Raw genomic sequence first — 11,908 nt, forward strand, 5'->3', positions numbered from 1 at the left:
GTAATGTAAATACCTATCATGAAGTATTTACCACAATTTGTGGCATTGAGGTTTTTAGATGAGTAATCAATCCGATCACACCATAGTTCGATTGCGTGTACCGCCTGAGCTTAAAAAACAGATAGAAGATGCTGCCGAAGAGAATAATCGCTCACAAAGCGCCGAGATGGTTGCTCGCCTAGAGGAGAGCTTTAAGGTTAAACAAGGTAACTATCTTAATAATGATGCAGTCAACGATCTACTTGAGGCTTTTACTAAAAAAATATTCACAGCCCTAAAAAGCCAAGGAGCTTCGAGAGAGCTTATGGAGAGTACCGTTAATGAATTAAAAAATAAAAAAGCACCCTAGGGTGCTTTGAATTTTCCATCTATTGAATCCCTGCAACCCCTCAAGACATGGGTTGATGTTTCCTCTCCATTAGAGAGTGTTGGGTACTGCCCGACCTTTTGATAGTACTTTAATCCTTGCGCTACACATTGGTCTTCTAGGTCTTTGGTGGTTTTAGCGCCAGTCGGATATCCATTAATTGCACCGTCAATAAAGCTATATGCCAAAACCACAATAAAAGCACCTGCCACACCCAAAATCAAAAGAATAATCATTGAACCAATGTCTGTTGGTCTCTGAGTGGTGCAAGTGCTGGAAGGCGCGACATTAGAACCACCACAATTCTCACATACCCCCAACCCCAGTCTCCGCCATACTTCATAAGCAATCGCCGGCAAGATAAAGAATAATGCTAATACGAGAGTAATAAGAATGCTGCCCCTTGGTTTTGACCAGCCTGTGTGTCCGCAATTTTTACAATTAATGCAATTATTAGCCATTCAATTTGCCTTTAAATTTATATAATTACTAGCCTTTCCTGTGGTGGTATTAAATAAGCTACACCTACAACCCCTCTGTGGTTTACTCCAGTGCTGTACAGCAAGTTTTTCAAACTCTTCATCAGCAACATGGAAAATCTTACTCTTAAACCCATAACATGAGTCTGGAGTATGAACATCAAGAAGTGGACTCCATAATAGATGTGAAGAGCGCCCCATGCCTTTAACAAAATTGTCTTTTGCAATAAGATAATGAAAAATAAACATTTGCCTATTACAAAACCATGCTCTGTAATACCCATCATTAATAAGCAAATCCCTATCAGCTTGAGTTCTTATGTGTTCTGGAACAAGATCTAGATATCTATTTACAAATTGGTGATAAAGATGTGGTGTATTTTTTAGTTTCCGATTGTCTAAAGCACCAGCAATATCAAGAATTTCTTGCTTAAAAAAATTATGGTCAGCCATGCATCCACAATTAATGGACTCTAATAAGTCGATATCTACAGCACTAAACTGCGAAAACCACTCTCTATGAGCCTTTCTGCTTAAATCTATTAATCTTTGCCTCATGTTTCCTCATGATGCCCCCCTAAATTATTATTTTCCTATCATAACTTTAGGGTGATACATGATCAATCAGAAACCATTTCTTTCTTGAATGATTCAAAACCTTTCTTATCAGATTGGGCTACACGCGCTGCAACGGCGTTATTAAAGATTCCCTGCTTGTACATCTTGTTTGCTGCTTTAACATAGCCCTGGAATGCGCCGTAGGTCATCTGCATGATTTCACTATGCTGATGACCCATTGATACCAGAAACTGGAATGAATCAAACCAAGTGGAGTCATCTTTCTTTTTAATGCCACGTTTAGGCTTTTCGTATTTGAAGTAAGCCTGATTGACCAAAAGTACAGCTTTTAGCAACTCCTTAAAACTCTTCTCATCAGCAGCCAGTTCTACCAGTGACTCATGGTCCAGATCGGTGACACAGGCAATAGTCGAAATGACCTGTACACCATGAGCTTTAAATAACTGTGTCAAAATTTCATCTGAATGATCTTTATCTTTGATGAAGTTTTTCAGCACTTCAGCATGCATTGCCCAGGTATCAAAGTCTTTCATTTGGATCTGGCGAACTTCGATGTCGTTTATTTTGATGCTTCGGTTTGTTGCTAGGAAAAAATCATTCATGATGGGGTCTCGATATAAATTTTACGCATTAAAAAAGCACCCGAAGGTGCTTTTCTTTTAACTTTAATAAAGGCTGAATTCTATAAAGCCCAATTACGACCTTGCCCCATCTCATAAACGATGAGAATTAAGGCTACTATCATTAGAACGACAACAACGATTTCGGCTTTGGTCAGCATTTTCGGAGCTCCACTTTTCATCATTCATATGATAAGCAAAGCATACAATTAATAACATAAAGATTACAAAAAAATTATTGGATGTTACAAAGCTAAAGACGGAAAAGAAAAGCCACCCGAAGGTGGCGATAATTATTAGCTTTGCTTCACACCTTGTATGCCTTTGCATAGTTTCAAGATGCTTTCGGCATGCAGTGTGATGTGTCGATGGTTTGGCTTGGTTCGCTCAATATCAATTCCAATTAATATGGCTGCTTCAATATTTTTCTGCCAATCACCCGTGTCTGGTACTGGTTCGATTGAGCAAAACACATAGCTATCATCACCAATGTTGATGTCAGCATAATTTTCTTCGTCTGTGCTTGGTCGACATTCTGCAACTACATAAGCAATATTCATGATTAAACCCCGCCAGCAAATGGCAATGACGGCTGCAATTCACTTTCTAATTGCGCTATTTCATCATCAAGCGGATGCTTTTCATGTTTCCACACGTTCATATCTCTGGCTGAGCAACTAACTTGCTGTTTGCGATTTTCGCGGTAACCAACAATATGATTATATCTAGCCCATTTAGATTGAAAGACTTGGGTTAATTGGCTTGCCATCCAGTTAAAGGCATCAATAAATTGCTCTTTTACTGCATCAGCCTTCTCGCCACTAAATCCCATCACCAGAAACATCCACCCATCTTTAGTCATTTGGTAAAACTTTCTAGGCTTTCCGTTCTGTAACTTGTTGTTTTCAAAGCAAAGCGCAAAATTGCGTTCACGGAATTTCTGTGAGCACTTCATATTTTTAATTGCTCGAAGCACATCAGAGTGTCTTTTTTTGAATGCTTCCGCTACTGCATAACTGGTTGTCTTTGGTTCGCCATTTTCATTTGAGACCATGGCACGTAAATTTAATGTTGTCATCATGTTCATAAGATTTCCTCTTATATGACCATGTTCAAAAAAATAAACTGGCAGGCACGTTGAACATGGAAACGCGCTTTTCGAGCCGTCGCTCTAGCCAGTGGTTTGCCTGAAAACAGGCATAAAAAAACCGCCCAATAAGGACGGTTTGATTAAGTGGTGGGATGAATCCCTTTCATTTGCATTAAGCGATTAATGAAAATGAAAAGAATCTAAACACAGGCACAAAAAAAGATGCTTTCGCATCCTGTGGAGTTCTTTGTGCCTGTGTGGGGTTATTCCGCTGCCGGAATCGTCACAACATGGCCATATAAGCCTAATGCTGGATCTGCTTGCTTCGTTACATCAGATAAAGCCTGACCAGAGATTTCATACTGACCAAGTTCTTCATGAATCAGCGGGAAAGTGGTTTCTGGTGACTTCTTAGTACGCCATAAACGTACAGCCATATGTTTACCATTCGCTGTATTGATACCCTTGAAGAAAAGCTCATACTCTTTTTCAAAGTCGGATGCCAGAGTGGTGTTAGTCACTGCTCCAGTGGTGTAAGTGGCCAAGATTGGCATAGTCAGATCTGATACATCATGGAAAACCACAGTACCAAATACAGCATCCAGTGTGTAATTCTCTGGATCAACAGTCTTAGCTGTGCCAGTGGTTGAATCCTTGAATGAAACCGTTTTCAGGTTATAACCATCCAGTTTGATTTCTTTACCAGCCACCACAGTACCCAGTGATACATCTGTCGCTGTAGTGGTCGCTACGGCGTGATTCATACCAGACAGGATGTATTGAAGGTTTTCTGGATCAGTTTCTTCCAGCGTTCCCGTAAAATTCACTGATGTTGCGTTGATCATGGTGAAGTCAGTAGTACGCTGACCAGATGTTGATTCTTTATGCTCAACGACATCAGCACCAATTTCTAACTCAAAGTCTGGCACGTTGCCCAAATGGCGCATTGCACTAGCAACACCATTCACAAGTTCTGACAGGTAAAACTTACCTTGCAGAGAAATATATTCTTTAGCCATTACTTTTCATCCCCTGTAGTTTTCTTGGCTGGAGCAGCTTTAGGTTCAGGTAGTTCCTGAATGACACCATCTGCCAGTAATTTTTTGATTTGTGCATCACTCAGCCCACCGACCACATCGCCTTTTTGAAAGCGACCTACAGGCTGCAATGCTTTGTATTGTTTTGCCATGACTGGCTCCTAAATGAATTTTTGTGATTCAAAAATAATCGTGATGTATGCAAAGCCTGGACTGTAGCCATCTCGAACCGAGATCATTTCTAGTGACGTTCGTGATGCCTGAGGCTGCCAGCCGGAAAGTAATTGAATGACCTTCTCGGTTAAAAGACCAGCTTCATCACTTACCGCTCGGCCATCAGTCATTTGAGATTGAGCATTACGGCATGCAACCGTAACTGCCCATTGCTGACCGATCTGATTAATACTCCCACGCCCTGCACTGGCTTTCTTGTCGATACGGACAAAATTGACGTGTGCTGACGGCGTAACCTGCGACATCTCGGTTACGCTGACTGAGTTTAACGGCGTATAGATCTTTAGAAGTTCTGGAATTTCTTTCAGCTTTTCTGCAATCTCATCACGCACCGCGAAGAAGGTGCTCATCTATAAAACTCCCGACAATATCCAAAATCATTACCTCATCTTCAGCATTAATACCGAGCTGGGTCCGTGGCGGTAGAACTGATTGCTTAACCTTTCGATACTGGCCACCAACTGCAAAGGTGATGTATTGGCCATTCTTAGGTAAGATTGTTGCGCCGTAATGCAGATGTGGTGCGTACACAACATCTGTACCCACCTCCACACCACTTGAAAGAACATTGTGTGTGTAGGAATTCATCAGGCGGCCAGTATCTCGAAGCGTTTCACCACCCTGCATACGTGCACGCCATGAAATCTTCCACGGGTTCCCATCTACATCAGTACCCGTTAAGAATCGATGCTGCACACTATCCACAAGTCCAGCACCAATCTCATCAAACAGCCGATCCTTTAAAGAATCAAAGTTACCTAATTGATTAAGCACCGCTTCAATCGGTGAGCTATCAGCTTGAATGGTTATTGCAAAAGCCATAAACACCTCACTTCATGCTGGGCATCATGTCTAAAGTGGCATCACCAAATACACCACCGGTGTAACTTGTGCCGATGGGTGCTGTTGATGGTTTATTTACTGGCTTTTCATCAGTCACTTGGTTTTCAGTATTGAGGATATTTAGAATAGCTTTACCGTCAGCTACCCGCTTTAGAAAATCAATCTCTGCTTTATAGCGATTCTCAATTTCTTCCGTAGGTCGCTGAAAGTAAAGACGATAGCGTGCAATGTTGCACGCTACTCGTTTTAATGTGCTTGGCATACTTGGTAACGGTAGCTCATATCTAACCGCGACATAGCTATCGATTTCCTCTGCAGCATCCTGTAATGCATTTTCAACCGCGTCATTAGTTGATTGCATTGCTTCTAAATTTTCCATCTCATGTATACCAAACCGAGCCACCAAATCCTCTCGTGTTGCATACATAAATCACCTACTTGGCATCGTCAGCAGGTTTTGAGTCTGCTTTAGGTTTTGCAGCAGGCTTCGCCTTTTCAAATTCAGCCACCTTGGCTTTGAGCTCAGCAATTTCTTGCTCAGCTTTAGCCTTGTCGACAGTTGCTGTCTGATTAGCTTTGGTTAAGGCTTCATTGGCTGCTGTCAGCTCAGTATTGGCCTTTTCAAGTTCAGCTAAACGTGCAGCGGTACCATCTGCCTTAGGTTCTTCCGGCTCTTGATATTCTTCAATAGCCCCAGATGCTAAAAGGGCCTGAAGTTGTTTAGCTTCAAGCCCTTTGATTTCATCACCTGGCATAAAATGCCCGATGGATTGTTTTGCTGTGTACTTCGGCATGTCTTGCTCCTTATAGGGTGATAAAGCCAGTACCACCAACAACACCATTCTTGTTAGACGGCACAACCAGTGGAGCAGATTCAGTCATCAGCATAATGCCGCTTGGATCTTCGCAGTACCATTGACGGTCAAAGTACTGCTGAGCAACGCCGTTGGCCAGCATGTTCTTGATCTTACAGTGAGCTACCGAACCATTGGTATCAGAGATTAGTGAGAAGTAATCTTTAGGAATAAAGCGCTTCACTTGACCTTTGTTACGGTAAGTTGCGTCATATACCCAGAATTCGATTCCATCAAAGGTTCCTTTGAAGGTTGCTGATTCTTTTACACCAAAGCTTGGATTCACTGGAACAGAAATACCCGCATATGGCGTGATGAATTCTTTTTTGAATTCTTCATTGTTCCAGAGAGCCGCCCAAACCAAGCCAGACATAACAGACAGCTTAGCTTCACCACCATCAGCAGCCAATTGACGTTCAAGCATGGTGCGAATATCCGTTACTGGCTTGGCACCCGCTTCATTCCATTTGGTTAATGGCGTATATGTCAAAGACGCATCACGACGGTAATCCACCAGGTTGAGCTCATAATCATCTGAGTGAAGCGTGTATTTACCATTTTTCAGTAAATCAATCGCCATCATCATGACTGAGTTATCAATCGCATCATGGTTGCGCTTCATCACTGAGATTTGAGCAATGATCATTTGCTCTTGCTCAGATAGTCGCTGGTTACCAGTTGAGATGATACCTGCAGTACGTAAACGCTCAAGCAAGGCAATTTCAAAAGTTTCTGCCGGAGTGACCTGATTCTTTGGTTTGTAGTAAGCCGGTTTAACGTGGCGTACTTCACCAGATTGAGTAGTATCAAATGGCTTACCAGGCTGTTGCGGAGATACCAGTGGTGCCAGATCATGTTCAGCTGATAATTCAGCCAGTGGCACATCATCACGCGTGAATAACGGGCGATTAGGGAAAATCTTATCTAAAAGCCATGTGTCCATTGGACGGTAATTCGAGTGGATCAGTGCCAGCTCACCCACATCAAGAAGTTCAAGTGGAGCACCTTCAATATTAAAAGACTGTGGCATGTTGTTTACACCTTAGAAAGTTCGATTTTGTTTTTAGTTGCCTGTGCACGCGCTGCATCATATTCTTCAGCAGCAAGCAAAGTCCCATTAAGCGATACAGCTTCAATACTGAAAACCCCGCCGTAGTAGACCGGAATTTCGATTCCATCAGCGGCCTTGATTGTGGCTTCTGCAGCCGTAACGTCTTGGCCACAAATCACATCCCATGTTTTTTCATCAGTAGCGTGTGTGAGTACATTCGCATCTGAAAGTGTAAGTAAGTCACCTTTTTTATAGGCTGTAGCGGTAGTTACTTTGGCATTGGCACGACGTAACTTTTCATTGTCTAGGACCAGCTTTTTAGACTGGACCGTAATTTTTGGAATAACCTGGCTCATGAATTATTTCCCCTTGTTTTGTTCTGCGAATGCTTGTGCACCAGAAGTGAATTTGTGAGTGTCGGTATTATTCGACTGGCCACTTTGCCCCGGATTAGCTTGATGGCTAAACAGGTGAGCAAATGCCGGATTTACATTTGGTGCAGGCTGCGGCTGTTGTGCAGCTGGCTGCTGTGTATTACCTGCCGAGAATTGGCGAAGCTGTTTGGCAGTAAAGCTAAAAACTGAATCATCCATATTGGTATAAGCCGTCTTATCTTCAGCACTAAACTGTGTTTTCAGCTCAGTTTCTAAAGCTGCAATTTCATCAGCACGCTTTTGCGCTTTGAATTGCTTAAGTTCAGCTAATGCATCATCACGTTCACGCTCTGCCTGCTCTTTGGCCTGTTGTGCTTTTTCTAATTCGGTCACGTCGGTGTCCTCTTTGGTTGGGTTTGGATTGGCTTTGCCTGAGAAGGCTTCGATAGTGGTTTGAGTATCTGCACCTACACCGCAAATTGTGATTTCATGCACTCGCACATTTCGGAATACATGTAATGGACCAGTAAATTGCTGACCGTTTACTTCAACTGTTTTACCTGGTGCAATTTCTTCAATGGATTCGGGATCAGCCCACCAAGACATTTGAAATGGATATTCCTCATCGATGTCTTGCACGATTTCTTTAGCTTTTGCATTGCTAAGAAAATGACCTTTTGCCTTAAAGGTTTGACTGATTTCGTATGAAGTAGCCACACCGACACGCTTACCACCAAAATGCTCTTCAACAAGCCCGGTTTTGGGTTTTAGTTGCAGTCCTTGAAGATCAATAACTACACCCGCACGGCCCCAGTAATAGTGATTGTCGATGCGACCACCGCTATATACTTCCGCTTCAAATGTACGGCGCTTTTTTTCACCATCTTCTACTGTAGTGATCGGAACATTTACAGCCGTAAACTGACAGCGCAAATGCTCCTGATTTAGTTCAGGCATTTTTCATGCTCCATAAAAAAACCGCCCTTTCGGACGGTTTTGAGAAATTTCATTATTAATGACTTACGTTACGCGTTAACTCTGTCATTCAATATTTAAAACAAAAATTCGAGATTGATTTACTGTCTTTTATGCAATTCCAATCATTGTTTCTGGGGTTCTTAATAATTTTTAATGTTTTATCTTGCCGATAGTAGGTTTTAGCATCTAATGGCTTAGAATTATTTTTTGCAACTCTATCTATGTCGGGGGTAGTCTCAGATCCTGCATAAATTTCATTCGCATAAACGTCATTTCCTATTTCATAACTTCGCATAATGCCACCTGCACCGCCTACAGCGGATATGAAGCATTTTTGAATTTTCTGAGGAGCATTATTTTTTACAATAAAACACTTACCTCGGCTAATAGGCTCTTCATATGCATAACTTAATGAAGTTATCAGGCATGTAACTAAAAAGACAGGTATGATTCTCACTATGATTCCCCTTAAATATTTATTGATATGTTATTAATTATTTGGACTTAACTGACAATTAATAACTCAATTACTCAAAATTTTCAATGTATAAACCATTTGCCCTTCAACCGTCTCAATCGAAACAACCTCAAAAGATAACCCTATCGGCATGAGAACACCGTTACCAGCATTCAACATATCCAGATCAATACCCAAGCCTCTAGCATTCTCGATCTTAATCACGATATCTGAAGCTGTGTCAGCCATCAGTAACGGCGCATTCAATTGAACTGTTTGCCCTACCTGATAAGCCGCTACTTGATTAAGAGTCGCAGCCCCTAGCACGGTTGAAGCCGCATTGCTCGCCACAGCTTGAATAGCTGCCATGTCGGTACTCAGCCAGCGCTTAAGCACATCATCGGCCAGAGAGCTTGTGGCAGATTTTAAATAGCCAGTCAGTGCAGCATCATTTCCCTGCACATAGTCCAGGAAAGTCCGAATCGCACTTGGTCGGATGCTCGGATCAAGTGGAATAACGGTATTGGCCACTGTGTCGAATAGCTCCCGAGCCTTATCATCCATCGAAGTAAATAGGCTGGTGAGCTTTTTACTCGCCGTCCATTCAGCTCTTATGAGCTCCTTCTGCTCGAGTAGATATTCCTTATCCAAAGATGATGCAATGATTTTCTTATCCACTAGTGATTCAAGTTCACCAAACTGCAATGGATGTGATGACCAATCCAAAGCTTCAGCAACCTCTGGTAGCTTATCGTCAGGTGTAATGCCGTATTTCAATGCCTGCTTCTCAGTCAGAGCAACTACAGTACAGCGACAACGAAAGCCCAACGGCGGGTAATGTGTCAGCCAGAATGGATCATCAATCGGGCGAACAATCCGATTCAAGGCTAAATGACTTGGACGCACTCGACTATCATTGATCGCCGAATACATCAGATATGATCGTTTAGCTTTGTTCCTTTGCTGTTGTTGCCACCGACCATGACCGTAAGCACTTTGAATATTGGTACGAAATACATTATCCAGGTAGTGCTTTGGCAGAATAATTTCAGATTCTTCAATGAGCTTCTGGAAATCTTTAAAAGTACCGCCGTCGGCAATCGATTTATTCACCGCCTTGATGACCGTTTCAATCTGCTCAAGACTCGATAGAAAGCTAACCGTAGTTGCCATATGCCGGGTCTTTAGATCCATTGAATAAAACTCATCTGGCAGTACAATCTTTTTACTGTGAGCGTATTCTAATGCTTCAAGGAATGTGACTGGTTGCATTGGTGGCATCCTTGTTGTAAACACGCTTTGCATTCAGCCAAAGCTTGAAATATTCATCACGAACATCAAAGTAACGGCCTAATTTCTTACGCTGATATATTGAGAATTCATCGAAAGCCAGTCCACAATATTTGGTGCAAAACTCCTCAAACTCATCATATAACGCCTGAATATCTGCCATCACTTGCCCCCACTTGCAGTCACATACCCCAACACATCTGCAGCATACAAAGCCTGATCCAGATTAGCTGTGAACTGTGTCTGAGTTGCACCAGGTATTAATTGCATCAGGTTGTAAGCCAGACTTTCAGGGCTATCAGACTTGAATATTAATTCCTTGACCTGATCTGGTTTCAGTAACTGAAATTCATCTTGGCCATCAGTCAGTTCTTCAACTTCTTGCTGTTCTGGTGATAACTTGTTTGCTTGTGCCTTGAAGTTAAACGCCGTCTTAGGCAATGCAGTGAATTGATTGAAGGCAGTTTGAGGCTGTTCAATCACATCACCATCTTCCAAACCATATTCACGCTTAAAGTATTGTGGCGTTAAGACTGCACCGGCATTCTTTAACTTCACATCACGATCCGCTTTAGGCTCTTCCAGTGATTTCTCTTCACCAATGATGACCCGGTGGCGTTCCCAGCCATTGATATCACATAGCGCGTTAATAATGGCTTGTATCGTTGGCATGATCATCCGGACATCGGCTTTATACTTTGAGTTTTGCACTTCAAGATGCACATCACCCAAAGCACGAGAGCCCGCACCATCTGTACCACTGGTTAAAGTCTGACCCAGAATCACCTTTTGAATACGGCGCTCAAGGTTCTTGTCAAAAGTTTCGAATGTCTGTGATGCGTTGCCATTGGTATTGGCTGTCTGGATCTCTACCGAATCTGTACCGCTTAAAGCAATTACCGAACTGGCATGCGCTCTAAGTAGTGCATCACGCATATCTGTCGTCTTGCCGGCAGTTTTACCAACCAGCATTGGTAAGCCAAACTTTTCAACGAACTTGGCCCAGAACTTAAAGCCAGACGTTTTGAAGAACCAGACCCAGTACAGTCGACTTAAAAGAGCCTCACCTAATGGATTCTCATAAGTAGATTTACAACGTGTCAAAAAGTGCTTGAAGCGCTGGTCTACTTCCTGATCCTGTCGAGTTGTGTTGTAGTTGGCCAGCAAAATCAGACGACCATCATTCTTAGGCTCATACCATTGCATTGGCTTTTCACCAATCCACTTAAAACCAATAAACGGTGTAATAGTATCGCCGTCAATATGTAGGCTCGGTTCCTCAGGCTTGGTATAGATTGCCTCTAATACAGAATATCCGTACCAGCGAGCATTCTGCGCACCCAAGAGAATCTCAGACCACCACTCACGTAAATGCTCCATAATGATTTTAGATTCCGGTCGGTCCATCGGCTCTACACGCCATGATGCACTCTCAAGTTTATCCTGGCGTTTCTCAATGGCCTGATAAATCTCATCGTCATACATCATGACTTTCAATCGTGGACGTGTGACCCCGGCTTTTCGAAGTACTTCATCGCCGTCTGGCATTTTGGTCAGATAACTGATTAAAGCCTGTTCAGCCTCATGAGAATACAGTGCACCAGCTTCAGGTTTTGCATTCTCAGGCTTTTTCCTTTTCTTAGACATAACTCAAC

Annotated in this window: 19 protein-coding genes; 1 reads left to right on the top strand and 18 read right to left on the bottom strand. The window is 42.5% G+C overall.

Annotated features, from left to right (window positions below; all coding sequences use genetic code 11):
• Positions 1–58: 58 nt before the first annotated feature.
• A complete protein-coding gene (locus tag FTU72_RS07325) occupies positions 59–349 on the top strand; it encodes an Arc family DNA-binding protein (protein ID WP_180052601.1) in 291 nt (96 codons plus the stop codon).
• Here the strand turns inward: FTU72_RS07325 and FTU72_RS07330 are convergent.
• From FTU72_RS07330 to FTU72_RS07415, 18 genes are all read right to left on the bottom strand, one after another.
• Positions 346–828 carry a Pmp3 family protein gene (locus tag FTU72_RS07330; RefSeq protein ID WP_180052602.1) on the bottom strand — a complete coding sequence of 161 codons (483 nt, stop codon included), beginning with the start codon at positions 826–828 and terminating at the stop codon, positions 346–348. The genes FTU72_RS07325 and FTU72_RS07330 overlap by 4 nt on opposite strands.
• The gene (locus FTU72_RS07335) at positions 829–1,299 is read right to left on the bottom strand and encodes a hypothetical protein (RefSeq protein WP_180052603.1); all 471 of its coding nucleotides are present in this window, start codon (positions 1,297–1,299) and stop codon (positions 829–831) included.
• A gap of 167 nt (positions 1,300–1,466) precedes the next feature.
• Positions 1,467–2,027 carry a hypothetical protein gene (locus FTU72_RS07340; protein ID WP_180052604.1) on the bottom strand — a complete coding sequence of 187 codons (561 nt, stop codon included), beginning with the start codon at positions 2,025–2,027 and terminating at the stop codon, positions 1,467–1,469.
• Between the two features lie 314 nt (positions 2,028–2,341).
• On the bottom strand, positions 2,342–2,605 hold the full coding sequence (locus FTU72_RS07345) for a hypothetical protein (RefSeq protein ID WP_180052605.1): 264 nt from the start codon (positions 2,603–2,605) through the stop codon (positions 2,342–2,344).
• A gap of 2 nt (positions 2,606–2,607) precedes the next feature.
• The gene (locus FTU72_RS07350; RefSeq protein WP_180052606.1) at positions 2,608–3,132 is read right to left on the bottom strand and encodes a Rha family transcriptional regulator; all 525 of its coding nucleotides are present in this window, start codon (positions 3,130–3,132) and stop codon (positions 2,608–2,610) included.
• Between the two features lie 266 nt (positions 3,133–3,398).
• A complete protein-coding gene (locus FTU72_RS07355) occupies positions 3,399–4,154 on the bottom strand; it encodes a hypothetical protein (protein ID WP_180052607.1) in 756 nt (251 codons plus the stop codon).
• Entirely contained in the window at positions 4,154–4,324 is a 171-nt protein-coding gene (locus FTU72_RS07360) for a hypothetical protein (protein ID WP_162835337.1), read from the bottom strand. Before FTU72_RS07360 ends, FTU72_RS07355 begins: the two co-directional genes overlap by 1 nt.
• A gap of 9 nt (positions 4,325–4,333) precedes the next feature.
• Positions 4,334–4,756, bottom strand: a complete 423-nt coding sequence (locus tag FTU72_RS07365; protein ID WP_180052608.1) for a hypothetical protein — start codon at positions 4,754–4,756, stop codon at positions 4,334–4,336.
• Positions 4,731–5,228, bottom strand: a complete 498-nt coding sequence (locus tag FTU72_RS07370; protein WP_180052609.1) for a phage virion morphogenesis protein — start codon at positions 5,226–5,228, stop codon at positions 4,731–4,733. The genes FTU72_RS07365 and FTU72_RS07370 overlap by 26 nt, the downstream gene beginning before the upstream one ends.
• Before the next feature lie 7 nt (positions 5,229–5,235).
• Positions 5,236–5,676 carry a gp436 family protein gene (locus FTU72_RS07375; RefSeq protein WP_180052610.1) on the bottom strand — a complete coding sequence of 147 codons (441 nt, stop codon included), beginning with the start codon at positions 5,674–5,676 and terminating at the stop codon, positions 5,236–5,238.
• 7 nt (positions 5,677–5,683) lie between these two features.
• Positions 5,684–6,043 (bottom strand): hypothetical protein, encoded by a 360-nt coding sequence (locus FTU72_RS07380; protein WP_180052611.1) that lies wholly within the window; start codon positions 6,041–6,043, stop codon positions 5,684–5,686.
• A 10-nt stretch (positions 6,044–6,053) separates the two neighbouring features.
• Positions 6,054–7,133, bottom strand: coding sequence for a major capsid protein (locus FTU72_RS07385; RefSeq protein WP_180052612.1), 1,080 nt, complete (start codon positions 7,131–7,133; stop codon positions 6,054–6,056).
• 5 nt (positions 7,134–7,138) lie between these two features.
• Positions 7,139–7,510 (bottom strand): hypothetical protein, encoded by a 372-nt coding sequence (locus FTU72_RS07390; RefSeq protein WP_034171155.1) that lies wholly within the window; start codon positions 7,508–7,510, stop codon positions 7,139–7,141.
• Positions 7,511–7,513: 3 nt separating this feature from the next.
• Complete coding sequence (locus FTU72_RS07395; protein WP_180052613.1) at positions 7,514–8,485, bottom strand: hypothetical protein; 972 nt, start codon at positions 8,483–8,485, stop codon at positions 7,514–7,516.
• Between the two features lie 88 nt (positions 8,486–8,573).
• Positions 8,574–8,963, bottom strand: a complete 390-nt coding sequence (locus FTU72_RS07400) for a hypothetical protein (protein ID WP_180047634.1) — start codon at positions 8,961–8,963, stop codon at positions 8,574–8,576.
• A gap of 66 nt (positions 8,964–9,029) precedes the next feature.
• The gene (locus FTU72_RS07405; protein ID WP_180052614.1) at positions 9,030–10,235 is read right to left on the bottom strand and encodes a phage minor head protein; all 1,206 of its coding nucleotides are present in this window, start codon (positions 10,233–10,235) and stop codon (positions 9,030–9,032) included.
• Complete coding sequence (locus FTU72_RS07410) at positions 10,213–10,416, bottom strand: hypothetical protein (RefSeq protein ID WP_180052615.1); 204 nt, start codon at positions 10,414–10,416, stop codon at positions 10,213–10,215. Before FTU72_RS07410 ends, FTU72_RS07405 begins: the two co-directional genes overlap by 23 nt.
• Positions 10,416–11,900, bottom strand: coding sequence for a DUF935 family protein (locus tag FTU72_RS07415; protein WP_180052616.1), 1,485 nt, complete (start codon positions 11,898–11,900; stop codon positions 10,416–10,418). The genes FTU72_RS07410 and FTU72_RS07415 overlap by 1 nt, the downstream gene beginning before the upstream one ends.
• Positions 11,901–11,908 lie beyond the last annotated feature (8 nt).

This window comes from Acinetobacter sp. YH12137 (genome assembly GCF_013418535.1).
Lineage (GTDB): Bacteria > Pseudomonadota > Gammaproteobacteria > Pseudomonadales > Moraxellaceae > Acinetobacter.